This window comes from Runella salmonicolor (assembly GCF_024158025.1).
Classification (GTDB): Bacteria; Bacteroidota; Bacteroidia; order Cytophagales; family Spirosomataceae; genus Runella; species Runella salmonicolor.
Window position 1 is genome coordinate 43,861 of sequence record NZ_JAMZEL010000006.1, and the last position, 23,447, is coordinate 67,307.

Here is a 23,447-nt window from a genome sequence, read left to right on the forward strand (position 1 = left end):
TGTTACAAACATAATCATCCTTACTGATGATTTACAGTTTACATCTTTTGGTCGTTTTTATTAGCCTAATCTGTATGTGTCTGTGTATCAGGACAAACACGGGTGTTCATTTGCGTTATTTGGGTGGTTTGTTCCTGCTTATTTCAATTGCTGAATTTTTACAGTTTACCATACCAGAACAACTGCGGGCATCCTCTTTTTTTTTGGTAGTGCCCGAAACCTTGAGGTTGGTCATTCCGGTGATGGTGGTGGGGTATGTTCGGGCATCGCTTGGATTCAAGAATCATCTTTATTCTAAGTGGCTTTTGATTCCCGCTTTTTTACATTTAAAGGTGTTTTCTTATTTATACGCAGCGGGTGAGGTCTCGGCTTCCGATTTTACCAATGGGACATTTCAGATGAGTGCTTCGGTGGCGGTAGGAATTTTCAGTGCCCTTGCTGGATTGTTTCTTTTTCAGTTTTTGTCAAAAAATTATGCCCGTTTGTCCCGTTCTATGCATCCAACTACCTCAATTTGGTTGAAAAGCATCGTTGGGTTCTTATTGTTTCAATCTGTAATGGCATTTTCGGGGGTAGGAATTCGGTCTTTTTGGGGTGAGAATTCAGCTCAGTTTAAGATTTATGAATTAGTTGGGCAAATAAGTCTCCTGATTTGGTGTTTGGGCACGATTTTTTTAATGATAAAATCACCTTTTGTATTGGAGGAGTTTGTGCCCGATGTTCACGTCTCGTATTGGGAGGAGGAGCGCATGGTGGGTCCAGAAACTAAAGTGGATAACCAAAACCATTATGAGCAAATTTCTTCTAAAAAGGAAATACCCGCAGATATACGGACAAAATATATAGAAAAAATTCGGGAAGAATTGGAGGTAAATGAGTTGTTTCTCGATTCTAAGCTTACACTTGGTAGCTTAGCCAAGAAAATAGACATCAGTCCCCATCAACTTTCTTACATCATCAACAGTGAATGGAAAATGAATTTCAATGAGTTTGTTAATTCATACAGGATTAACAAAGCTCAAACACTTTTAAAAGATATTGAATATCAAAGTGCCACCATTTTTGCCATTGGAATAGACTCTGGGTTTAATTCTGAATCATCCTTCTATACAGCATTCAAAAAAGCGACGGGGCATTCCCCAAAACGATACAGAGAGACATTAAAATTGACTTCAGAATTATAATTTAGGAGTGTTTTAGCGAAAAAAGAGCCTTTATTTGTTCGACATAATTTATCTGACCTAAAGAATAGGATAAATTAAGTGGCAAAATTGATTTGTTAAATTCGTATTCCAATTTTATGGAGATCAAATTAAGTCTTAAACCATCTAAACAATGGATGGCAGAAGTTGCTGAACAATTTGGCGTAGAGGCAGAATCTCCCACTGAATTTTACCATACAGACGGAAATTCTTTTATTAAATTAGACGCCATGCTTTTTGACAGAGAAGTGTCGGTTTTACTTGGAGAGTTATGTTGGTATAAACCACTGAATACATTAAAGGAGTCGCTTGGTACAAATGATTATTGGACCCTTACGTTTGTACAATCGGAGGATGCGCACACGCATTATTTGTTGGATAACAAAACAAGGCAGAAAACGCAGATGCAAAAATCAATGGTATTGTACAGTTCTAAAATGACGGTAGATACGCATTGGCCCGTTGGGAAACACTCCCGATTTGTGGCAATCAGTTTTCATCGCGATTGGCTGTATGATAAGCTTGGCATTAATGCTGCTGGTCAGGAAAACTATTCGCCTTTTATCAAATTATTGACTTCTGAAGCAGGAGTTTATTTGCAGGGGGCTTCTTTTTTTGACCAAACAGTGACGCTGGATAAACTTTTTGATGACACCTCTTCATTTACCAGAAGACTAGTGGCTCAGGCTCAATGCTATAAATTAATTGCTGATTTTATCGCTCAAGTAGGCCGTAATGAGTCTACTTTTCAACAAAATAGAATCAATCAACATGATTTGAAGCAAATTGAAGAGATTGAAAGCCGTTACTTTATGGTCAACAAACCACTTCCAAATCTGGAATTTTTGGCAAGTGAGGCAAATATGAGCTTGTCAAAATTTAAGAAATGTTTTAAGCAGGTGTATGGTTTCCCTCCGTATGAGTACCATCTTAATCAAAAATTGGAAGTAGCAAAAAATCAGCTGCTAGAGAATAAATGGACGATTTCGGAGATTGCATCTAACTTAGGATATACCAGCGCGGCTAACTTTGACAAAGCATTTAAGAAAAAGTACATGGTGAGTCCAACAAAAATGTTAAAAAAAAACAATTCAATTTAATATCCACTTCTTTCTACATTAACTAATATTATATGGTTTGGGTAATGATTCAAAGGTTCGAAGACCTTCAAGCTGATGAAAAAAATCTTCGCAGGCTTACAGGATTGAGAAAAAATGAGTTTAAAATGCTCTACAATCCTTTCCATGAAGTATGGCAGTCTTATTTTTCAGAGTATACTTTTGACGGCAGCCCGCGCTTGCGGCGTCAAATTTCTACCCGGAAAAACAGCCTCTTTAGCGATACACAGGATGCATTGCTTTTTGTGCTGATTTATTTAAAGGGTGGGGTACCTCAAGAACAATTAGCGGCCAGTTTTGGCATGGACCAACCCAAGGTCAGCAAATATCTTTCGCTTACCCAACGGATACTGCTTAAGGCGATTGAAAAAAATCCCAGCATCATCTCTCGACGCAAGCAAAAGAAATTGTGGGAGGCAATCGCGGCCAGAATGAACAACCAGGTAGCCGAGCCCGCCTATTGATTGAGATAGTGCTCGTTCTGATTTAAGATTATTTAATAAACGCTCAATTTTGTTGCGCGATAGTGTTCAAGAATAGCTATTTTTGAACACTATCGCGTTTTTTTTGCTAAAATAACCCGTTTATGTCTTCCAAAAACGCAATTACTACTTCATTATTTGACCTATTTAAAGTGGGGCCTGGGCCGTCGAGTTCGCATACGATAGGCCCTATGAAGGCGGCGTATCTTTTTTTACAACAACTGATACAACTACCAGCCGAACAGGCGCAACGTGGCAAACTGCTCCAAATCAACCTCTATGGCTCATTGAGTGCCACGGGCAAAGGCCACGGTACCGACCGCGCCATTGTGGGAGGCCTATTGGGCTGGCAACCTCATACGTGCGACCCAAAAGAGCTGACTGGGCTCATGAAAAAGAAAGAAGACACTTACGAAATTCAGTTTCAGGGAATGAAGGTGCCTGTTTCGGAAAGCAGTATTGTTTATCATAAAGGAAAAACTTCATTTCCACACCCCAATACCATGATTTTGAGACTCTTGGATGAAGATGGGAAAACGGTCGTCGAAGGAGAGTTTTATTCCGTAGGTGGAGGGTTTATTCAACAAAAGGGCCATGAACCCGAAGGAACAAAGCATCGTTTGCCAGCGTATCCGTATTCAACGATGGAGGAATTGCAGGCGCATTTACGCGCAGGCAACCTCACCCTATCGCAGCTCATGATTGAAAATGAAAAGGCGTTGACGGGCCTTTCTGAAAAAGAAATTGTTCGGAAAATAGACCAAATTTTGGATTTTATGCACAAAGCTGTCAAGCGGGGAGTACGGGCCAAGGGTATTTTGCCTGGTTCGATTCGACTTCAGCGAAAAGCCCCTTTGCTTTATGAGCGGGCTAAACAACACGCCTCCACGACCGACAGTTTTTTGATTTTTCTGAATTCCTATTGTTTGGCAGCCTCCGAAGAAAATGCGGCCGGCAGTATTGTCGTTACGGCCCCCACATCGGGGGCGTCGGGGGTTTTTCCGGGGCTTACTTACCTGATGAAATACCACTTTCACTACTCTCCCCAAAAAATGCGTGATGGAATGTTGGCGGCTGGAGCCATTGGTTTTTTGGTAAAACACAACGCTAGTATTTCAGGGGCTGAAATGGGCTGTATGGGCGAAATCGGAACGGCCTCGGCCATGGGCGCAGCCATGCTCACGTACGCTGCTGGTGGGAGCATTGAGCAGGTAGAAGCGGCGGCTGAAATTGGCATCGAGCACCATCTCGGTATGACCTGCGACCCCATCGGTGGCTATGTGCAGATTCCGTGCATTGAGCGCAATGCCATGGGGGCGGCCAAAGCTTACAATGCCTACCTTCTGGCCATGACCATCGACCCTGGAATGCAAAAAATCTCTTTCGATAGCGTCATAAAAGTAATGAGAGCCACTGGCCGTGATATGTCAAAAAAATACAAAGAAACCTCAGAAGCGGGCTTAGCCTTGAGCGTGACCGAGTGCTGACGGATGGGTTTGTTTAGCGTTTGTCGCCATCGCCTACTTTAGGCTGAACGTTAAGTTGATAAATTCCCTTCCACTGGGTAGAATGGTATCGCTTGCCGAGTTCGGGAAGACGCTTGAAGAGGCGTGGCATTAGATTTTCTTTGTCGATGACGTAGGTAGGAGGGTCAGCGGTAAAATTGTCAAAGATACTGATAACACTTTCGTAGCTGTCCAAATTTTCAAAGTCATTGCGGGCCAATTCCCAATTAATATAGGCTGTAGCGGGGTAATTGTCGCGGTATTCTCCTTCGTCTTCCCCGATGACAAGCACTTTCTGCTGACGAATCGAGGCGGGCAACAGGGCACTTTTGATTTTCAGGTTATCTAGGCGTGCCGAACTGGTCAGGGTAATGGGGTCGGTGAGGAAAGAGGCCTGATACCGAAAAAACAAAGTAGTCAGAAATACAACCATAAAAAGAACTTCGGCCAGCCAGCGGCGCTTCATCAGCATAAAGAAATTGACAGCAAAAAATGCCACGGGAGGAATGAAAATAATGAATTGCATGGGGGCAATAAACGGCATCAACCCGATAGAAAGTAAAGCGGTAATTACCCACAAACCCATTATTTGCTGGCATCGACCCTGATAATTGATAAAACGAGGATACCCAATGGTTTGAAAAAAGCCTAATCCACCTACCAAAAAAGCGCCCCCCATGGTACCGATGACCCCCAAAAAATCCTGTAAATTATACCGTCGCGCTTCAAAGGCCGACGTGAGCAGGTTTTGACTTAAATCGTCGAGCGCACCACGAAAGAAGAAGAAAAGTGCCGAAAGTGCAATTGGGAAAATATACCCGAAAAGCGCCAACGTATGTTGTCTGAAATTAGCCCCTGTGTAGAGAAGCATCGAGAAAAAAGCCCACAGTAGAAATAGGCCCATGGGCAAATAAAACAGCGTGGCCACGCTCAGGTAAAAACCCAGTTCAAATACTTCGTCAGTGACTCCTTCGCGTTGCATTTGACGGATAAGCGTGCCAAAGGCCAATAAAATAAACGTGGTGGCCATCAAAACGGGCGACAATATACTGCAATCAAACGAGACGTTGATAAAGAGCAGGTACAGCACCCCAGGAACGTAATTGCGCTCCGTAAAAAGCTGACGTTGATTGGAGATATAATTGAAGTAAATGGCCTGCAAAAGAATCAGAATATTGGCAATGCTGCGGTGAGCAGCGGGAGAGCGACCAAAAAGCTCGTCGATGCCCCAATAGGCCGCCGCCGAGAGAGGACTGAGATTGTCCCATACGTCGCGGTAAAGCATGAATCCTTGCCCCATTTTTTCACCTACTAGCATCCATTGGAGTTCAGAAACCAACAGGTCAGGGGCATTGATATAAAACGGAAATTGAAACATCACCAAAACGATGATGAGGCTCAAAATCTGATAAGGAGCATTAACTCTGAAAAAACTTAGCATCGCAGTAGGCAGTTTACAGTCTACAGTAGGCAGTTTGCAGTCTACTATAATACACTCAATCTCTAAGTGCGTGTTTGCAGACTGCCTACTGTGAACTGCTTACTTTTTATTCCCATTCAATCGTAGCGGGAGGTTTTGACGAAATATCATACACCACGCGGTTAACACCTTTAACTCGGTTAATGATTTCGTTGGAAACATCTGCCAAAAAATCGTAAGGTAAGTGTGCCCAGTCGGCAGTCATCCCATCGACCGATGTCACGGCCCGTAGTGCCACTACGCGCTCATAGGTGCGCTCATCACCCATTACTCCTACGCTTTGGATAGGAAGCAACATAGCGCCCGCCTGCCATACTTGATCGTATAAGCCACGGGTTTTGAGACCGTTGATAAATATAGCGTCAACTTCCTGTAAAATGGCTACTTTTTCGGCGGTAATATCACCCAAAATCCGAATAGCAAGCCCTGGACCGGGAAAAGGATGGCGTTTCAAAATGGTTTCTGGAAGCTCTAAAGTGCGGCCTACGGCCCTTACTTCGTCTTTAAAAAGCGTATTGAGTGGCTCCACGATTTTTAGCTTCATATAATCGGGCAAACCTCCTACGTTGTGGTGTGATTTGATGGTTGCCGAAGGCCCTTTGACCGAAACCGACTCAATCACATCGGGGTAAATGGTGCCTTGGCCGAGCCATTTTACATCTTCAATCAAATGGGCTTCTTGGTCAAAAATATCAATGAAGGCCTTACCGATGGCCTTGCGCTTGGCTTCGGGGTCGGTGAGGCCCGCTAGTACGCCATAAAAATGCGCTTTGGCATCTACGCCTTTGATATTCAGCCCCATATCTAAGTATGAGTGCAGTACGCTTTCGTATTCGTCTTTGCGTAACAGACCGTTATCTACAAAAATACAGTATAGATTTTTTCCGATTGCGTGGTGGACCAACGACGCCGCCACCGTCGAGTCAACACCGCCTGAGAGGGCCATCACCACTTTGTCATTGCCAAGCCGGGCTTTGAGGTCGGCGATGGTGCTTTCCACAAACGAGGCCGCTGTCCAATCTTGCGCACAGCCGCAAATGTCTACCACAAAGTTTTTGAGAATATTTTTTCCTTCTACTGAGTGTGTCACTTCGGGGTGGAACTGAATTCCGTAGGTTTGCTCGCCCTCGATATGAAAAGCTGCCACCTTGACGGAGTCGGTTTCGCCGATGATTTTGAACGATTCAGGAACCGAAACGATGGTATCACCATGTGACATCCACACTTGGGTAATCGGGGAGACCGTATCCAACAGCGCTGAATGTGAATGATGCGTGAGCATGGCCCGGCCATACTCGCGGTGTTTGGAGGCTTTGACTTCGCCGCCCAGCGTGTGGGCGAGCAGTTGCGCTCCGTAGCACACCCCCAATAAGGGTACTTTGCCCCTGAATAAGCTCATATCTACCCGTGGCGAGCCTTCGTCTCGCACAGAATAGGGGCTTCCCGAAAGGATAACTCCCTTAATATCAGGCGTAATTTCGGGGATTTTATTGAAGGGATGGATTTCGCAGTAAATATTAAGTTCGCGGACGCGTCGAGCGATGAGTTGGGTAAATTGCGAACCGAAATCAAGAATCAGAATTTGTTCGGACATAGACGTGTTTCTAAGGTGCAAAGGTAAAAAAAAGGATGTACAATGCCTTATGGGTTGAAATTTCTTTGTATTTTCGCTAAAAATAGACCCGTTATGGTGCCTGCAATTTCATCTTCTTTTACCGCTGAGGAATACCTCTCCTTCGAACGGGCAAGTCAGCATCGGCATGAATTTATTTACAATACCCTCATTGAAAGGGCTGGAGCTACCAAAATTCACAATTATATTACTATAGCGTTATTTGGTTTACTTTGCAATCTACTGAGAGGAACCGATTTTGAAGTTTTAGGCAGTGATATGCGCGTTTTTAATCCTCAGAACGGCAGCTATTTTTACCCAGATATTGTGATAAGCGACGGCGAAGCAAAAACAATAGAAAATGATAACCTGATTAATCCGGTTTTGGTGATTGAAGTGGCTTCTACTTCCACGGCGGTGTTTGACAAAACCGATAAATTCATTGCGTATCGCAGCATTGAAACGCTGAAAGAATATGTACTGGTTTCTACACAACTGCCTCAAATGGAAGTGTTTCGCAAAAATGACAAAGGAGAATGGAGCGTAGAAACCGTGCATGGATTAGACAAAACGGCTCACTTTCAGTCGGTTGATGTATCAGTTTTACTGAAAGATGTTTTTGAAAAAGTATTTTAAACTCCGCCCCTGCCCGGCACATTAAACTGCTCCACCAGCCAATCGCGCTTTTGCTTCGTAACGGGCACCTGAGCCCCGTCAGACATCAACAGATATCCGCCTTCCTGTTTTACGATTTTTCGTAAAAAATGCGGATTGATGAGGTGTGAATGATGCACCCTCACAAACCCGTTGGGCTCCAATGCCTGTTCGATTTCTTTGAGCGTACGACAAATAACGAGTTTTCGACCGTCGGTCAGGTGAAAATGCGTGTAGCTTGTGTCGGCCATGCAGCGAACAATCTGACTTATTTCGATGATTTCGTGGCCTTCGTTGGTCGGAAGCGCCATGCGCTGTGGCGGTGTCTTGGGGGCTAAATGTTCGTGAAAGGTTTGTATTTGAGGGAGTTGTAGCTGCTTGATTTTCTTCTGTTGCCAGCTGACAAGCGCATCTTTCAGCTCACTTTCTTCGATGGGTTTGAGCAGATAATTCAACGCACTGACTCGAAATGCCCGCAGGGCGTATTGGTCGTAAGCTGTGGTGAAAATAACGTCAAAGTGAAATTCATCAAACTGTTGTAGCAAATCAAAGCCATTGAGGCGTGGCATTTCAATGTCTAAAAACAAAATGTCAAATGACGTAACGCGCATAAACTCCACTGCCGCTTCGGGTTGGTTAAACTTCGCCAAAATCTGTACGCCCATATTGAGGCGTTTGAGTTTCATTTCCAGCACTTCGGTGGCGGGTTTTTCGTCGTCAATCAAAATGGCGCGTATCATGGCTTAGGTTTCATTAGTAGGTTCATCCAATAAATTGTATACAATTCGAACCAACGTTCCCGTTTCTTTTTCGCGCTGTAAATCATTAATTTCGATGGAAAGTTGATTCGGATAATTTCGGTTAAAGAGCGCAATGCGCTGCTGCGTAATGTCCATACCGTACGATTTTCGTTTTACTGAGGAGCGGCTCCGCATCTCCGCCGATTTTTTTCGGCCAATCCCGTTGTCTTCGATTTCAAACTCAACCCGATGCCCATCGACCAGTCGAACGCGTATTTGTAAATTTTTAGTGGGTTTATCAGAAGGCATTAGGCCGTGCCAGATGGCATTCTCGACAAACGGTTGTAACAACAACGGCGGAATGATGAGGCGTTGGGTATCCACGGTTTCGGCTACTTCGATGGAATACGTAAAACCCTCGCCCAAGCGCGTAGCTTCAATGTCTAGATAATACCGCAGTGCGGTCAGTTCTTCTTCCAATAAAATAGATTCTTCGCGCGAGTGGTTGAGAATCATCCGCAATAATTTGGAAAATTTTGCCAAGTAGCTCGTCGCTTTGTGTTCGTCATTGGATAAAATCAAATATTCCAAGGAATTGAGGCTGTTGAACAAAAAATGCGGATTCATTTGGCTGCGCAAGGCCAGCATTTCGGTTTCGGCCATGCGCTTTTCATAAAATGATTTGTGCTGAAGTTCTTCATAATAAGCTAGTTGGCTTTCGGTTTTTTCTTTTTCCAACAAACGGTAACGGTGAGCAAGGGCCAACGAAAGCACGATGATTTCGGCCACCACGGCAAACGACAGCGTTAATAAATCATCCACATTAGCGGGAAGTTTGACGCCTTTCAGAATCACTTCTCCTGCCCTTAGCCATGCTAATATTCCAAACAATCCCAACATAGAATTGGCCCAAATCACGTACGGAACCATCGGCGAGCGCACACTTCGACTCATCCAAATCAGCGTAAAGATATAAATCGGTAAAGCAATGAACCGACCACCCCAAAACGAAAATTGCTGGAAGCCACCGTCGTTTGTCAATAACATAACCGTGATGTAGACAAACCCATAGCCCGTCAGCAAAAGCGCCAAGCGGCGAAACCACCGCTGCATGAGTGGATGGTTTTTGGCGAGGTCGAGTAGTTCGGTCATAAACAACAAATACGCCCCGATGCCCCACCAAAGCAGCGATTCCATCAGATGACTTTTGAGCAGGGGCCATTCGCCAAGGCTGTGACCAATAGGCGTATAAGCGCGAGTTTTGAGCAACGAAAACAAAAAACCGCACAAGATATAGGCCCAATAATAGGCGTAAATTCGTTGGCGATATTTGAGATACAACAATCCTACAAACAACACAGCAAGCGCCAACGCGCCCTGAATCCAGCTTCGGTATTGAAATTCGGGCAGGTTGCGGCGGTATTCATGCAGGGTCTTTTTTAGGTAAAAGGACTCTTTTTCGAGCTGTAAGCGAAACGATGGCTTCGGGGATTGGGTGCCCGTCCAAAAAGGCAAAATACCAGTATAGTTAGAAAGTTGGGCCAGTAGGTCAAAGGTCGCGCCTTTGGGGAAAATCACGGGAATATAGCGGTCATCTTCGGGAAGCGCCCATTGGGAGGAAGGCGTCATGTAGCCACTCCTATGCGCGCTTATTTGGCCATTGTAGGCCACGTAAAAAACAACGATTTGGTTGGCTGAATGTACATTGATATAGATGGTTTGGGCAGTATCGGTATCGTTATGGACCCGAAAATGCAGCCAATGGATGCGCTCGGTGTAGGTGGGAGACTGGGGCGTTAGGCGTTGCCAGTTGGAAAACTGATTGGTAAAAAAATGCGATGAAATCTGTCGTTTTTCGCGTAGGGGAGTAGTGGTAAACACGGCCTTTTCAAAGAGCATTCGATGCTCTTTGAATTCACTCAAACGTAGGGTGTCGGGCTGGGCTTTGGCATAAAACGCAATCAAAATGCCAACCAGAAATAAAAGGCGGCCAACCATTAGCAGGCGGTGTTTTAGTTTTTTTCAAAGAAAACAAATTTTTTGTCAATTCTGGCGCTTCATCTGACGGCTCGGGCATTTGAGTGTATCAAAAACGAATCTGACTTTATAGGCTTGTCTTTGTGGTTTCAGCGGTGGGTTATTGACTCAAATCACCGCTTCATTGACCCAAATCCCGCATGGGTGAAATGAAGCGCCCGTGTTTTGGTTAAAAGTGGCAAGTTTGGACGTTTAAATTAAGTCATTTTTACTTATTCAACGGTCAAAATAAAGATGATTACTAACGTACTCCACCACTTCTATTTTAAGGTTTTTTGCTTCACCATCATGGTTGCGATTTTCTTTGACGCTTCTGCTTTTGCCCAAATACGGGTCGAAAATCCCAAACGCACCACCGAACGCAGCGTAGAAGGCCGCGTCAACAGCCGCATTGACCAAGGTATCAACAAAGGATTGGATAAGGTGGAAGAAGGAATCGGCAATATTTTTAAAAAGAAAGACAAGAAACAGAAATCAGAATCTGGAAATGAGGAGCGGGATAACAACGAAAACCAGCAGGAGGCGTCGGAGGGAAATCAAACTTCAACAAACAGCTCAAGATCGAATATACCCCTCTCAAAGACAACCGAACCCAAAAACCTAAAAGCCTATTCTAAATTTGATTTTGTAGCGGGCGAAAAAGTAGTCGCTATCGAAGATTTTAGCCAGGATGCCGTGGGTGATTTTCCCGCCAAGTGGAATACCAACGCCAGCGGTGAAGTGGTAACGCTTGACGGTCAGAGCGCCAAATTTTTACAATTTGCCAATAATGGTATTTTCTATCCCGAATTCGTCAAAGAGCTTCCCGAAAACTTCACAATGGAATTTGATATGGTGGTATCAGAAGATATGAGCACCAACATGACGGGGCTGAAAGTGGTTTTTCCCGAAATAAAAGAACGCAAGTTGACCTTCGACCAAGATTTTGGTACCGCACCTCAGGCAGGCGTTGATATTCATCCTACTTCAACGCAGGAAGGAGGCAGCACCAGCGTATGGGTGTTTGACAAAGCCAACGAGAAAATTTTAGAAAATACCAATCCACTTGCGTGGAAAGCCAATGAAGTCAACCGAATTTCGATTTGGAAACAAAAGACGCGCTTGCGGATTTACGTCAACGAAAACAAGATTTGGGATATTCCGAAAGCGTTTGATAATACGCTCAAATATTCAATGCTTTTTGCTACCCATATTTTTGAAGGTACGGCCTACTTAGCCAACCTCCGCGTTGCCGTCGGTGCGCCCGACACCCGCTCCAAGCTCATCACCGAAGGCAAATTTAGTACCACGGGTATTTTGTTTGATGTCAATTCCGACAAAATAAAGCCTGAATCGTACGGCGTTTTGAAGGAACTGGGCACGGTATTGAAAGAAAACGCGACGGTGAAAGTGCGTATCATCGGTCATACCGATTCCGACGGTGAGGATGCCAAAAACCTCGATTTATCGAAACGCCGTGCGGCCTCTGTTAAAAATGCACTTCAATCAGAATTTGGCATTGAAGCTACCCGCATGGAAACCGACGGCAAGGGCGAAAGCCAGCCCGCCGCGCCCAACACAACATCAGAAGGAAAAGCCAATAACCGTCGCGTAGAATTTATCAAACTTTAAACAATGAGTGTTATGAAAAAAATAATCGTTTTCGTTTGTCTTTTGGCCACGCTCTCGTGCCGAAAAAGCAACGTATTGGACCCCGCCCAGAATTGCGGCAAAGAATTGGAGCAATACACAACAGCCCTTGAAGAATTTTCAAAAGATCCCACCAACAAAGCCAAGTGCGAAGCGGTAAAAAAATCGCTGACTGGTATCATTAACTCTTGCAGTATTTATACGGCTGCCCAACGAAAAATTTACGAAGATCAGCTCAAAGACACTACCTGCGATTAATGCTTTTTAAGAATAATGATGAAAAACCAAGGGACTGTTTTTAACCCAAAAATGATGCTCGTGCTGTTTTTTGCCTTTTTTTCGAAGGTGTGCATCGCCCAAGTGACGTTGGCCTATTGTACGCTCAACGGAGGCTGTAAGTTTTATCAAACCCAGTTGAGTTATAAGCAAGTAGATCTCATGATGAACTACCTCGGGGTCTTTGAAGAAAAAAAAGGAATCGTTGTGTTTTTTAAAAACAAATCGGGTGAAAATATATACTACGCTGATAACAAGCGCTCTGTGAGGGAGTTGCATGCTTATTTTGGCGGAAAAGGAGAGCCATTCATTGCGAAAGGCGCGGTCTCGTCTCCGTTTGGAGACGCAACCATTCAACCCAACGACGGCGATTGGAAGGTGAGTACCACCCCCCCCGTTGTGAAGAATTGCCCTGCGGGCTTAGACGCACAAGCGAGCAAGCTGAACATTGTCAAAAGCGGCAAAAAGGTGTTCAAAAGGCCTTTTCAAATGCAAGAATTGCTCCCGCCGGGTTCGGTTGGACTAAATACGGAGCCAAATGCGTACCGGGGATTGATTCTCATAGAAAACCAACCGACTTTCAAAACCATTTATGAGGTTAAAGTCAAAAATCCAAACCTCATGGAAGGGGAGTTGAATTATTCGATTGCTATACCTAGCCAGCCTACATGTATTGTTAAAATAGACTTTACTTATACTCGGCAATAGGTTGATATTGATGGGGTTGGAGAGGTAAAAATTGTTATTGTAAATCAAAAAAGAAATGAGAATCTACTCAATTATCAGTTTATTGATGGTTTGTTCTGTCCATATTCAAGCCCAAAACTGCCTGCTGACTTACCAAGACAAATACGACCAATTGCTGCCGCTGGAAATGATAAAAAAGCATTTTTGGGGAGATATGAGCAAAGCCAAAAAAGAATACACGGTCAACAAAACCCCAAAATACCGCAACCATGACACCTATGCGTACAGTTGGCCCAGCGACCGCACCCGCACCATGAAACTAATGGGAAAAGAGATGACCGTGCCCGTCAGCAATCGCATCGGACTGACGTGGGTGGGCGACGATATGTTTAAGATGTCGAAAAACAAATCTGACCTCGAAAACTTTCGTTTTTTTTACCGCAATCTTACCCAAAAAGAACTTGACGAGGCATTTGGTAAAGCCGAAAAACAGGTGGAAAACAAAACCAACGCCACCAAAGAGCAAAAAGCCGCGGGCATGGGCATAGCCAAAGACATGGCCGCTGCCACCAAGTTTGAAAACGTGGCGGGCGTGGGAGAGGCCGCCGTTTGGAAATTGGGAGATAATGAGCTGATTGTACTTTTCAAAGGCTACACTTTTCAGGTCATTGCAGACGTGAGCAAAGACAAAGCCACTAACCTTGAACTAGCCAAGAAATTGGCTGCCGAAGTAGTGGCAAAATGCAAATAATTTTTTTTTAAACGTTATCCAAAACTCATACATGATGAAAACAAATTCAAAATTTATTCTTTTGCTGTTGGCGATTATGTCGTTGTTTAGCGCCTGTAAATCAGACTCTTCAAGTGAAGATGAGCCGACGCCGTCAGGTACGAATTCTTTTACGGCAACCGTCGATGGCAAAAGTTGGAAAGCGACAAAAGCAAGCGGAGGCGTGGCCGTGGTTGGCGGCTTGCTGACCATCGTTGGAAAAATAGACGATGCCACCGAAATTTCTATTCAGATGATTGGAAAAGATATTCAGACAGGAGTGGATTATCGGTTTGAGATTCCGGCCAATGAAACCAATAAAAATGCCAATTTGATTTATAAAAGGCAGAATAACCTGCTGTTAGCCAAAAGTGGAAAAATACGTTTTACGACCTTTACGAATAAGAAAATTGAAGGACAATTTGAAGCCCAAGCAAGCGATTTTATTAATGCAACCGCAGAGATACAGTCGGGGGCGTTTACGATAAATTTGTAGTCCAAGTCTATGAAAGAGCGTTCATATTGCTGAGAATGATTACTTTTTCCCTGTTTTGGGATGTTTAAAGTACGTATTTATCATGCTTAATGTGTCCTATCTCTGTAAAACCTGTTAATTTTGGGGTTTTAAGGACCTTAAATCATGAAAAAGGATATTTCTTTTACGCCCGTAACGGGTATTTATGTAACCATTGCTCGCCGCATCAATGAGCTTGACCAGCCAGAGTGGAATGTGTACCTCATTAACCGGAATCCAACGCTGATAACCAACGTGTTTGTCACTTCACGGGGCTATTCTGGAGACGATGTAAAAAAGAAAGAAGAGCAGCAACGGACCTCCACCCTGCGGCATTATTTTACCGAAATTGAAGCAGGGCAATCCGTGGTCGTGGAGCCGATTATGCCCGATGTGTTTCACCTCAACAATGAGTATTGGGTGAGTTATTATGTTGGTAACCAGATTTTTGATAAAAAATTCATCTTTGTTCCCGAGAGCATTGTAGAAGAAAACCTGGTTCCTATTGAAGAGTTAGGTTTAGACGGAGTTTTGCACGAGTAATCTTAGTTTGAGGCATTAGGCTCGCACCAAGTCCATATTGGGGCGAGCGTTTTTGCTTTATTTCTTCCGTGCAATTTTCTCAAATTCTTTCGCCAGATTGGTGGCTACTATTTCAATATCGTACAAGGTTTCTACCATTTTTCGGGCATTTTGGCGAAGCGTATCTGCGTATTGGGGCTGTTGCAGCAATTTTATTAACCCTTCATAAACGCCCTCAACGGTCAGCGGCACTTCGTGGGCGGCTTGGTACTGCGCCACGGTGCCGTCAAACCCGATGCGGTCAGAAACTAAGGCGGGAACCCCCGCGGTCATGGCTTCCAAAGCGGCAATCGAAAAGCCCTCAGAATAAGAGGGGAGCGCAAAAATGGTGGCATCGGCCAAAGCCGCTTTTTTTGTTTCGCCTGTCAGCATTCCCACCATGACCATTTTGTTTTGTAGTTGGTTTTCTTGAATAAACCGCTCGGTTTCGGCTTGGTAGCCGTCGTCTGGGCCTGCTAAAATGAGTAGCGTATCGTCGTGGTGTTGGGTGTATTTTTGAAAAGCAGGGAGCAATAAATCCAAGCCTTTTTTAATGTTAAGCCTTCCCATAAACAACACAAGCTTCTTGTCGGCAGGAAGGTTGAATTTTGCCCGAAATGTGCCTTTAGGGGGTAAATCAGCCAGCTCGGCCAACTGCATTCCGTTGGGAATGATGGCCACGTTGGGGTGTTGAAATCCCAAATATTGTTTGAGGTCGTTGAGCTCGTCGTGGTTGTTGATTTGAATGAGGTTGGCTCTTTTTAGAAAGCGTTTTTGGAAGAGTAAGGAGAAAATTTTCTTCTTCCAAAAACCGTGATTGAGCGCCCATTTGTCGAGCAAACCGTGAATCGTAATGGCTTTAGGGGTGTTGTTTTTAAACAGAAAAGGCGCCACGCTGCCAAAATGCCAAATTCCGTGGCAATGCACCACGTCGTACTCATGGATGTGTGCTTTGAGAAAATTCCACAGCTCCAACGAAAATTCAGGAAAAAAACGACTGATAGGCTGCGTGCGCTTACAAACAATGACCCGGGCGCCTTCGGGGGCGGGGTAAATTTTGTCGCCTGGTGAGGCCGGACTCAGAATATCTACTTGGTGCCCCTGCTTCAAAACGACGGAGGTATGGTCATAAATAATGCGGGCCGGACCGCCGATTGCCCAAGTGTAAGCGCAAATATTTAAAATTCTCATGGCGCAAAGATACAAAACCAATGATTTTATGGCATAGTCTTTGAGCAAGCAATTAGCGAACCCGCATTTATATCTGATTTCCTGCAATGAGACATATTCTTTTGTTTTTCACGGCTTTGCTTACGTTTTCTTGTATTGCCCAAAACGTAACGCTTTATGGCGTAGCCCCGAGCTACTCTCAAATGGGCAAAATTTCAGGTAAGTGGAGTTATAATCTGAACGCAACGTCGGCAGTCAATATGATGAGTCAGACCGTTGAAAACAAGCATTTCCCCGCGGGGCATACTCACTTTGTCCTTCAAGCCATGTCGGTTTATCAACTTAACAAAAAATGGTCGTTGGGAGGTGGATATGCTTTTGGACGTCATAATATTTTTGGACTACGGGAAAATGAAAATCGGCTCATTGCTCAGATTTCCTACCAACACAAACTAGGTAATTTTATTATTACCCATCGTGGGCGTTATGAGTGGAGGCAACCCATTAATTTACAGACACATATTAGGTCTCAGGCGGATATTGGACGCTACCAATTTTGGGTAACGTATCCACTTTATGATGCTAGCAAAACCAAAAAAGGCTTTTATTTAACGGCCTCCAATGAAGCCTTTTTGTACTTTAAAGGAGCGACCAATGGGCCCGTGAGTTCGCGTAACGGTTCGTTGCTTTCTGAAAACTGGATGCACCTCGGGGGCGGATATAATGCTGGCAAAACCCGCGCAGAACTAGGATATTGTTTTCAGGCGCTGGTTCGTAACAAAGTACAGGACTATCGACTCTTTAATTTATTGCAAATCAATATCTACCATACCATCAATTGGGACGACGTGCAGTATTGGTGGTATCTGTAACGAAATTGCGGCATATTCAGTTATTTAGAGGGTGTTTATTACTAACGTTTGGATTTTCGGCACGAAACTTGTCCTATATTTCGTATATTTTTTTACATTTGCAGTATCTTTGGATACAATATAATTTTTCTGATTGAAAAAACTAACCGCCATCGGCTTGCTTTTACTGCTGCTCTACAATATGTTTGGGCTGACGGTTGCGGTATTGTTTTTTGAGGACGACTACCAGACGGCGTCGCCAGTGATGAAAAATGACCAATGGCAAACGGTTAAAATGCATTTGCCAACCCTTCCTTATAATAATTCGTGGGAGAACGCTGAAGGTCAGGAAGGCTTGATTCGTAAAGGGGATGATTTTTATAACGTAACCCACCAGCGCCACGAAAACGATACTCTGTACGTAACCCTAAAATCAAACCAACACGCCCGTGACCGCTTTTTTGAACTAGCGGAGATGATTCAGGAAATTACGGACCAAACTGCTGACTCACCCGAAAGTCCGCTAAGCAAAGCCGTTAAATTATTGAGTGATTTAGTAAAAGTATATCTTCCTAATACATCCACGGAATGGCCAGACGCGCTGATGGCAAATTTGCTCCCGCGCTCTTCGTACGTCACTCCCAACCAGTCGCTTCTGCAATCGGTTCAATTGCTCCATTCACCACCACCCGAGCGAGGTTAGTTATCAAGTTGGTAGTGTATTGGTTATCCCTCTGGGCAAACTACATCCTGCCAAAAATGAATTACTAATCCAATGGAGAGAAACCAATGAAAATGGTGTTGTTTGCGGTGTTGTTATCAACCACCGCGATGCTTACTTGCAGTGATACCTCTGCTCAATCAGAAAGACCTGCCGCACTTTGTTGTTTCAACGAATGTCGCATGTCAGAAACTGTGAATTGTGCCAAACGTCCAACCGAGGTGTCGGTCAACGACCTTCCTTCGGTAGGCTGTGCCATTCCGCTTGGACAATTGGAAAAACTGATTGAAGCTGACCAAACGGCAGCGAAGTAAGCAGACAGATTGCATTTTTGTAATCATACAACTACTAGTCGTCACTTCTCGAAATGGGTTAACTACGGAATCTCTCCGTAGACAAATGAATCTATTTATAACCTATTATCGCATTCTAAATTATGAAACGTATATTCTACACGTTAGCTCTTTTGTTGTTTGTTGTCGAAAGTTTTTCTCAAGGCTGTGTCGCTGTTCGGCACATGAGCTGTACCGCTGCCAACTCACTGTCGTCGGCTGAATATTTCAAACAAAAAAACGGCCAATGGCAAATCAGCACGGGCTACCGCTATTTTCGTTCATTCCGTCACTATAAAGGAGACGTTGAGCAACATGAGCGTTTGGAACAAAATACCGAAGTAATCAACCTGTCGCACGCCCTCGATTTGGGGATTAGTTATCAACCCAACGCGCGGCTGTCATTTGCCGTAAATTTACCCATTCAATACAACGACCGCTCCTCTTTGTACGAGCATTATGGCAATTCCGTTAGCGCCAATCCCGACCAAAAACGCTTTCATACTTATTCAAAAGGCATTGGCGACATGCGCATATCGGCTACGTATTGGATGAGAAACCCGTATAAATTACCCAAATTCAATTTTGCATTAGGCGCTGGAGTTAAACTTCCAACGGGCAATCCGGGCGTAACGGGTGATTTTCATAAATTAGACAAAGAAAAAAGAGATTATGTAATCAATAAACCCGTCGACCAGTCGATTCAGTTGGGCGATGGTGGCGTGGGTTACAGCCTTGAGTTACAGGGGTATGGCCAGATTACAAAATCACTGACGGCCTATTTTAATGGTTATTATCTGTTCAATCCCAAAGAGACCAACAACGTACTGCGCAGCCCAGAGGCAACCACCATTGATTTAGTAACGGGTTATTTTTCGGTTGCTGACCAGTTTGCGGGACGTATTGGCTTGAGCCAAAGCCTCGGAAGAGGACTATCTGTAATGCTCGGTGGACGCGTAGAAGGGGTACCTTCGTCGGATGTGTTTGGAGGAAGCAAAGGTTTCCGCCGTCCTGGGTATATTGTTTCCGTAGAGCCAGGTGTAGCGTACATGAAAGGCAAGTTTTCAGCGGCGGTAACCGTCCCTTATGCCCTTTATCGCAATCGTATCAAAAGCTATTCCGACAAACTTGACCCGCTGGGGGTACGTCACGGAGATGCCGCCTTCGCAGATTATTCAGTATCAGTGAACATAAGCCGTTGGTTTTAAATAAGTAATCTATCGACTGGTCGCTCGTTAAGGGCGAGACTTTAATAAAACTAACTTATAACATAAGATGAAAAAAAGAACTTTACTTAACGTTCTTTTGGCCGCAACTCTCAGTGCTCTCTGGAGTGGAGAGTTGCGCGCTCAAATGCCGAACGACGCTATTTATATGCCAAAAGGCACCGTATGCATCGGGACAATGTATACCCACAGCAGCTGGAACCAATACTGGGAAAATACCCTCAAACGTGAAAACCTTAACATCGGTACGCATACCACCCAGAGCATAATGGTAATGCCCGCCATTGGCATCACCGACCGCCTTAATGTTATTTTGAGTCTGCCTTACGTATGGACCAAAACGAGCGCGGGCAACTTGATGGGGCAAAAGGGGATTCAAGATTTGGGCGCTTGGCTGAAAGTGAAAGCAGTAGATGTAAAAGGGTTTTCTATCAATGGATTAGCGGGACTGTCGATTCCTTTAGGCAACTATGTTCCTGACTTCCTGCCCATGTCGATTGGCTTGCAATGTCGGGTAGTATCGGGCCGAATTTTGGCCAATTATACCCATCCTAAAACGGGGATTTACGTTACCGCCCACGGAACTTATATGTGGCGTAGCAATATCAACATAGACCGCGATGCCTATCAGGCCGACGACCGAGTGTATAACACCAACGAAGTGAAAGTGCCCAACGCATACGACATGGGTGCGAGGATTGGGATATTAAAACAAAAATGGCAGACCGAAATCTGGGCTGAGCGAAATTCTTGCGTTAATGGCGATAATATTCGTCGTAACGATATGCCTTTTCCGACCAATAACATGCAGGCAACGATGGTGGGTTGGTACGGTAAATTTCAACCGAAAGCGCTGGGAGTTAATGCCCGCGTAGGGTACGTAACCAATGGCCTCAACATGGGTCAAAGCACAAGCTACATGGTAGGAGTCCTTTATCAGTTTGGGGTAAAGAAATCATAATTGAATCTAATCAAGAGAATGAAAAAGTTTTCAAATATTCTAAAATACAGCGGTTTAGCTTTTGCCATGATAGTAGGAATGGCCGCTTGTGATAAAACACTTGAAGAGCCGCAACGCGTAGGTTATTCGCCCGCAAACGTGGATGATAAAGCGGGTACGTGGAAAACATACCTCCTTACTTCAGCCGAAGAAATCAATGTACCAGCTCCTACTTCCGTTACCTCTCCAGAGTACGTAGCAGAATTGGCAGCGTTGAAAGGACTATCGAACACCCTCACCAAAGAGCAACAGGAAGCCGTGGTCTACTGGGGTGCAGGTGCGGTGTATCGTTGGAACGAAATTGCGCGGGAACTGGCCGCGCGCTACAACATTCCACCAGCTTCCAACGCCGATGGAAAATACCCCGTTCCTGACGCGGCCAACCCCTTGGCGGATCCTAAATTTCCGTTTGCCAATCCACCTTATACGGCCAGGGCGTTGGCTTATCTGTCGGTGGCTCAATACGATGCGCTGGTTTCGGCTTGGAATTACAAATACAAGTACAAACGGGCGGCACCTTCAAAAGTAGATGCTACGCTTCGGGTGGCGTTGCCAGTTTCGGCGTTGCCTTCGTATCCATCCGAAGATGCGGTGGTTGCAGCAGCTTCGGTGACGATACTGAAAGCGATGTTTCCGGGTGAAGTGCCTTATTTGGAAGCAAAGATGAAAGAACATTTGGAAGCGCGCCAATGGGCGGGAATGAACGTACAAAGTGACCTGACAGCAGGTACGGCTTTGGGTGGTGCCGTGGCCGCAAAGGTAATGGGCCGCGCCCGAACCGACGGAATGAGTGCCGCCAACAACCAAGCGCTTACGGCAGGAATGATTGAGGCCGCCAAAAGTCGCGGTATCAAAGAAACGTGGCTGAGCCAAGAAGTTCCGATTCGTCCGCCGATGTTGCCCAACTACGGAGCCGTACAAACCTGGAATTTTGATAAAGCAACGTTAGCTCAAATTCGCCCCGCCATTCCTTACGTGGTGGGTTCGGCCGAGTGGCAGAAAGATTTCGATGAATTGAGCAAAATCAACAAAAACCAAACCCGCGAGCAGGCCCGCATTGCTAACTACTGGGCCGACGGGGCAGGAAGCTATACGCCTCCGGGCCACTGGCACCGCGCTGCGGCCAACGCCGCGCACGAAGCACGCTTCAGTGAAGTGCGGATGGCGCGTACGCTGGCGCTGTTGGGAACCGCTGAAATGGACGCTGGAATTGCCTGTTGGGAGGCGAAGTTTTACTACTATACGCCTCGCCCTCAGCAGTTTGGTTTGAAGACTTCGGTCGGATTGCCCAATTTTCCATCGTATACCTCAGGTCACTCTACGTTTTCGGCGGCGGCCGCTACGGTTTTGGGGTATATCTTTCCCGAACAGGCCGAGAAATTCAAAGCGCAGGCCGACGAAGCCTCTGTGTCGCGGATTTATGGCTTGATTCACTACCGAGTAGACTGTGAAATGGGCTTAAAACATGGCAATATCATTGGAAATTACGCCATCGCGCGCGGCAAGGCCGATGGATCGGGCTTGTAAATATGTGCAACAAAAGGCTCATTTCTGAGTATAATAACATCTGACGGGTCTGAAAATAACTTTGAAAGGCCCGTCAGGTTAAAAATTAATTCATTTGAAAAGACTTGTTTCCATACTGCTCGTCAGCCTTTTGGTCTACAACATGGTCGGCTATTCTGTCGTCTATTGGTTGGGGGGCAATGTGGCATTGGATGCGCCCCAGAATGAGTCAGAAATGCCGTTACGTCAGGAGTACATTACCGTAAAAGTGCCCGTTTCGTTGCCGTATCAAACCAACTGGACGGCTCCGCAGCCAGTACAAGGAAAATTGCAGGTAGGCAATGAGTTTTATGAAATGGTCGAGCAAATCATGCTCAACGATACCCTTTATATCACCTGCAAACCCGACCGTGACGCCCGCGCCAATTTTTTTGCGCTGGCCGAACACATCAACAAACACATCCACGACCATGCGACCGACGGTCCACAACCTTCCAAAAGCATGGCAAATCAGCTGTTGAAAGAGTATATTTCGTTTCAACAACTGCACGTCTTTTATGTAGTAGAATGGCTATCCGATGCCGCACCATTGCAGAAGAATACCTTATCCCTTCTTTTTCGGTCCCATTGCGTGGTCTCACCGCCTCCCGAATTAGCTTGATTTTTTACGGTTAGAAAAACAATGATTTATTCCTGCTTAACGGTGGGAGTGTAAATCGTGTATTTTTTATTGTCTTAAAAATCAATGCTTTAACTATGCCACATATTCCACTACCCGAGCATTTGCCTGGTATTACTGGCTTGCTCGAATACCGCCTAGACACGGCGTTGCCGATTCGTGATTTGACGCAGATTTTATTGCGTGGCGAATCTACGCTGACCCAGGGAGAACGCGAACTGATTGCGACGATTGTGTCTTCACGCAACTGTACCAATTTTTGCGAAGCGGCCCACACCAAAGCTGCCGATATGCTTTTGGGTGAGACAGAAACGGCCCGATTGGTCAAATTGGATTTTGAAACGGCACCCGTTAGTGACAAAATGAAGGCGTTGCTCAACATTGCCGCGCTTACCCAAAAAAGTGGTAAATCTGTTACACCTGAGGCCATCGAACGCGCTCACCATGCGGGAGCCACTGACCTTGAAATCCATGATACCGTGTTGATTGCGGCTTTGTTTTGCCTGTACAACAAGTACGTGGATGGACTCGCTACGGTAGCCCCGACCGACCCCGCTTATTATGAAACTTTGGGCGAACGAATCGTTGGGCGAGGATATATGCGCCCTCCAGGCGGGCATCAGCCGCCTAAATCCACTAATGAGGTGTAGGAAAAGGGCCAGCCAATACAATTTCCAAGATTACTCGTATTAAATT

24 protein-coding genes are annotated in these 23,447 nt (G+C 45.1%); 19 read left to right on the forward strand and 5 right to left on the reverse strand.

Annotation, left to right across the window (positions count from 1 at the left end; genetic code table 11):
- Positions 1 to 26: 26 nt before the first annotated feature.
- The 4 genes from NCI00_RS15490 to NCI00_RS15505 all read left to right on the forward strand — a co-directional run bounded on the left by NCI00_RS15490 (position 27) and on the right by NCI00_RS15505 (position 4,289).
- Complete coding sequence (locus NCI00_RS15490; RefSeq protein WP_253528990.1) at positions 27 to 1,184, forward strand: helix-turn-helix domain-containing protein; 1,158 nt, start codon at positions 27 to 29, stop codon at positions 1,182 to 1,184.
- Between the two features lie 155 nt (positions 1,185 to 1,339).
- The gene (locus NCI00_RS15495) at positions 1,340 to 2,302 is read left to right on the forward strand and encodes a helix-turn-helix domain-containing protein (protein WP_253528992.1); all 963 of its coding nucleotides are present in this window, start codon (positions 1,340 to 1,342) and stop codon (positions 2,300 to 2,302) included.
- Positions 2,303 to 2,346: 44 nt separating this feature from the next.
- Positions 2,347 to 2,784, forward strand: a complete 438-nt coding sequence (locus tag NCI00_RS15500) for a transposase family protein (RefSeq protein ID WP_166560151.1) — start codon at positions 2,347 to 2,349, stop codon at positions 2,782 to 2,784.
- A gap of 122 nt (positions 2,785 to 2,906) precedes the next feature.
- Entirely contained in the window at positions 2,907 to 4,289 is a 1,383-nt protein-coding gene (locus NCI00_RS15505) for an L-serine ammonia-lyase (protein WP_253528994.1), read from the forward strand.
- A 13-nt stretch (positions 4,290 to 4,302) separates the two neighbouring features.
- Here NCI00_RS15505 and NCI00_RS15510 read toward each other — a convergent pair whose 3' ends face one another.
- Entirely contained in the window at positions 4,303 to 5,748 is a 1,446-nt protein-coding gene (locus tag NCI00_RS15510; RefSeq protein ID WP_253528997.1) for a hypothetical protein, read from the reverse strand.
- 106 nt (positions 5,749 to 5,854) lie between these two features.
- A complete protein-coding gene (guaA, locus tag NCI00_RS15515) occupies positions 5,855 to 7,381 on the reverse strand; it encodes a glutamine-hydrolyzing GMP synthase (protein WP_253528999.1) in 1,527 nt (508 codons plus the stop codon).
- Positions 7,382 to 7,474: 93 nt separating this feature from the next.
- Here guaA and NCI00_RS15520 point away from each other — a divergent pair, with 93 nt between their 5' ends.
- Positions 7,475 to 8,035: a Uma2 family endonuclease gene (locus NCI00_RS15520; RefSeq protein WP_253529001.1), complete on the forward strand. Its 561-nt coding sequence runs from the start codon at positions 7,475 to 7,477 to the stop codon at positions 8,033 to 8,035.
- Here NCI00_RS15520 and NCI00_RS15525 read toward each other — a convergent pair.
- On the reverse strand, positions 8,032 to 8,793 hold the full coding sequence (locus NCI00_RS15525; RefSeq protein ID WP_253529002.1) for a LytR/AlgR family response regulator transcription factor: 762 nt from the start codon (positions 8,791 to 8,793) through the stop codon (positions 8,032 to 8,034). The two genes, NCI00_RS15520 and NCI00_RS15525, sit on opposite strands and share 4 nt — an antisense overlap.
- A 3-nt stretch (positions 8,794 to 8,796) precedes the next feature.
- The gene (locus tag NCI00_RS15530) at positions 8,797 to 10,791 is read right to left on the reverse strand and encodes a histidine kinase (protein WP_253529003.1); all 1,995 of its coding nucleotides are present in this window, start codon (positions 10,789 to 10,791) and stop codon (positions 8,797 to 8,799) included.
- A gap of 273 nt (positions 10,792 to 11,064) precedes the next feature.
- Between NCI00_RS15530 and NCI00_RS15535 the strand changes: the two genes are divergently transcribed.
- The 6 genes from NCI00_RS15535 (at position 11,065) to NCI00_RS15560 (ending at position 15,248) form a co-directional block, all read left to right on the forward strand.
- Entirely contained in the window at positions 11,065 to 12,441 is a 1,377-nt protein-coding gene (locus NCI00_RS15535; RefSeq protein ID WP_253529004.1) for an OmpA family protein, read from the forward strand.
- Positions 12,442 to 12,453: 12 nt separating this feature from the next.
- The gene (locus NCI00_RS15540) at positions 12,454 to 12,717 is read left to right on the forward strand and encodes a hypothetical protein (RefSeq protein ID WP_166560143.1); all 264 of its coding nucleotides are present in this window, start codon (positions 12,454 to 12,456) and stop codon (positions 12,715 to 12,717) included.
- A gap of 15 nt (positions 12,718 to 12,732) precedes the next feature.
- On the forward strand, positions 12,733 to 13,443 hold the full coding sequence (locus NCI00_RS15545; protein ID WP_253529005.1) for a hypothetical protein: 711 nt from the start codon (positions 12,733 to 12,735) through the stop codon (positions 13,441 to 13,443).
- Positions 13,444 to 13,498: 55 nt separating this feature from the next.
- Entirely contained in the window at positions 13,499 to 14,173 is a 675-nt protein-coding gene (locus tag NCI00_RS15550; RefSeq protein WP_253529006.1) for a hypothetical protein, read from the forward strand.
- Positions 14,174 to 14,207: 34 nt separating this feature from the next.
- Positions 14,208 to 14,687 (forward strand): Riean_0653 family protein, encoded by a 480-nt coding sequence (locus NCI00_RS15555; protein WP_253529010.1) that lies wholly within the window; start codon positions 14,208 to 14,210, stop codon positions 14,685 to 14,687.
- Between the two features lie 144 nt (positions 14,688 to 14,831).
- Positions 14,832 to 15,248: a hypothetical protein gene (locus NCI00_RS15560; protein ID WP_253529012.1), complete on the forward strand. Its 417-nt coding sequence runs from the start codon at positions 14,832 to 14,834 to the stop codon at positions 15,246 to 15,248.
- Between the two features lie 57 nt (positions 15,249 to 15,305).
- Here NCI00_RS15560 and NCI00_RS15565 read toward each other — a convergent pair whose 3' ends face one another.
- A complete protein-coding gene (locus NCI00_RS15565; RefSeq protein WP_253529014.1) occupies positions 15,306 to 16,457 on the reverse strand; it encodes a glycosyltransferase in 1,152 nt (383 codons plus the stop codon).
- A gap of 86 nt (positions 16,458 to 16,543) precedes the next feature.
- On the opposite strand from NCI00_RS15565, the gene NCI00_RS15570 reads away from it, so the two are divergent.
- The 8 genes from NCI00_RS15570 (at position 16,544) to NCI00_RS15605 (ending at position 23,401) form a co-directional block, all read left to right on the forward strand.
- Positions 16,544 to 17,308 (forward strand): DUF2490 domain-containing protein, encoded by a 765-nt coding sequence (locus NCI00_RS15570; protein WP_253529016.1) that lies wholly within the window; start codon positions 16,544 to 16,546, stop codon positions 17,306 to 17,308.
- Positions 17,309 to 17,441: 133 nt separating this feature from the next.
- Positions 17,442 to 17,990 (forward strand): hypothetical protein, encoded by a 549-nt coding sequence (locus tag NCI00_RS15575; RefSeq protein ID WP_253529017.1) that lies wholly within the window; start codon positions 17,442 to 17,444, stop codon positions 17,988 to 17,990.
- A gap of 86 nt (positions 17,991 to 18,076) precedes the next feature.
- On the forward strand, positions 18,077 to 18,322 hold the full coding sequence (locus NCI00_RS15580; protein ID WP_253529018.1) for a hypothetical protein: 246 nt from the start codon (positions 18,077 to 18,079) through the stop codon (positions 18,320 to 18,322).
- Between the two features lie 122 nt (positions 18,323 to 18,444).
- Positions 18,445 to 19,548 carry a transporter gene (locus NCI00_RS15585; RefSeq protein WP_253529019.1) on the forward strand — a complete coding sequence of 368 codons (1,104 nt, stop codon included), beginning with the start codon at positions 18,445 to 18,447 and terminating at the stop codon, positions 19,546 to 19,548.
- Positions 19,549 to 19,615: 67 nt separating this feature from the next.
- Positions 19,616 to 20,527, forward strand: coding sequence for a hypothetical protein (locus tag NCI00_RS15590; RefSeq protein WP_253529020.1), 912 nt, complete (start codon positions 19,616 to 19,618; stop codon positions 20,525 to 20,527).
- 18 nt (positions 20,528 to 20,545) lie between these two features.
- Complete coding sequence (locus tag NCI00_RS15595; RefSeq protein WP_253529022.1) at positions 20,546 to 22,093, forward strand: vanadium-dependent haloperoxidase; 1,548 nt, start codon at positions 20,546 to 20,548, stop codon at positions 22,091 to 22,093.
- A gap of 94 nt (positions 22,094 to 22,187) precedes the next feature.
- Entirely contained in the window at positions 22,188 to 22,733 is a 546-nt protein-coding gene (locus NCI00_RS15600; protein ID WP_253529025.1) for a hypothetical protein, read from the forward strand.
- A gap of 95 nt (positions 22,734 to 22,828) precedes the next feature.
- On the forward strand, positions 22,829 to 23,401 hold the full coding sequence (locus tag NCI00_RS15605; protein WP_253529027.1) for a carboxymuconolactone decarboxylase family protein: 573 nt from the start codon (positions 22,829 to 22,831) through the stop codon (positions 23,399 to 23,401).
- Positions 23,402 to 23,447: the final 46 nt, after the last annotated feature.

Coding starts and splice junctions, on each gene's coding strand:
- NCI00_RS15490 (WP_253528990.1), top strand. CDS start 27: ATGATTTACAGTTTACATCTTTTGGTCGTTTTTATTAGCCTAATCTGT.
- NCI00_RS15495 (WP_253528992.1), top strand. CDS start 1,340: ATGGCAGAAGTTGCTGAACAATTTGGCGTAGAGGCAGAATCTCCCACT.
- NCI00_RS15500 (WP_166560151.1), top strand. CDS start 2,347: ATGATTCAAAGGTTCGAAGACCTTCAAGCTGATGAAAAAAATCTTCGC.
- NCI00_RS15505 (WP_253528994.1), top strand. CDS start 2,907: ATGTCTTCCAAAAACGCAATTACTACTTCATTATTTGACCTATTTAAA.
- NCI00_RS15510 (WP_253528997.1), bottom strand. CDS start 5,748: ATGCTAAGTTTTTTCAGAGTTAATGCTCCTTATCAGATTTTGAGCCTC.
- guaA (WP_253528999.1), bottom strand. CDS start 7,381: ATGTCCGAACAAATTCTGATTCTTGATTTCGGTTCGCAATTTACCCAA.
- NCI00_RS15520 (WP_253529001.1), top strand. CDS start 7,475: ATGGTGCCTGCAATTTCATCTTCTTTTACCGCTGAGGAATACCTCTCC.
- NCI00_RS15525 (WP_253529002.1), bottom strand. CDS start 8,793: ATGATACGCGCCATTTTGATTGACGACGAAAAACCCGCCACCGAAGTG.
- NCI00_RS15530 (WP_253529003.1), bottom strand. CDS start 10,791: ATGGTTGGCCGCCTTTTATTTCTGGTTGGCATTTTGATTGCGTTTTAT.
- NCI00_RS15535 (WP_253529004.1), top strand. CDS start 11,065: ATGATTACTAACGTACTCCACCACTTCTATTTTAAGGTTTTTTGCTTC.
- NCI00_RS15540 (WP_166560143.1), top strand. CDS start 12,454: ATGAAAAAAATAATCGTTTTCGTTTGTCTTTTGGCCACGCTCTCGTGC.
- NCI00_RS15545 (WP_253529005.1), top strand. CDS start 12,733: ATGATGAAAAACCAAGGGACTGTTTTTAACCCAAAAATGATGCTCGTG.
- NCI00_RS15550 (WP_253529006.1), top strand. CDS start 13,499: ATGAGAATCTACTCAATTATCAGTTTATTGATGGTTTGTTCTGTCCAT.
- NCI00_RS15555 (WP_253529010.1), top strand. CDS start 14,208: ATGAAAACAAATTCAAAATTTATTCTTTTGCTGTTGGCGATTATGTCG.
- NCI00_RS15560 (WP_253529012.1), top strand. CDS start 14,832: ATGAAAAAGGATATTTCTTTTACGCCCGTAACGGGTATTTATGTAACC.
- NCI00_RS15565 (WP_253529014.1), bottom strand. CDS start 16,457: ATGAGAATTTTAAATATTTGCGCTTACACTTGGGCAATCGGCGGTCCG.
- NCI00_RS15570 (WP_253529016.1), top strand. CDS start 16,544: ATGAGACATATTCTTTTGTTTTTCACGGCTTTGCTTACGTTTTCTTGT.
- NCI00_RS15580 (WP_253529018.1), top strand. CDS start 18,077: ATGAAAATGGTGTTGTTTGCGGTGTTGTTATCAACCACCGCGATGCTT.
- NCI00_RS15585 (WP_253529019.1), top strand. CDS start 18,445: ATGAAACGTATATTCTACACGTTAGCTCTTTTGTTGTTTGTTGTCGAA.
- NCI00_RS15590 (WP_253529020.1), top strand. CDS start 19,616: ATGAAAAAAAGAACTTTACTTAACGTTCTTTTGGCCGCAACTCTCAGT.
- NCI00_RS15595 (WP_253529022.1), top strand. CDS start 20,546: ATGAAAAAGTTTTCAAATATTCTAAAATACAGCGGTTTAGCTTTTGCC.
- NCI00_RS15605 (WP_253529027.1), top strand. CDS start 22,829: ATGCCACATATTCCACTACCCGAGCATTTGCCTGGTATTACTGGCTTG.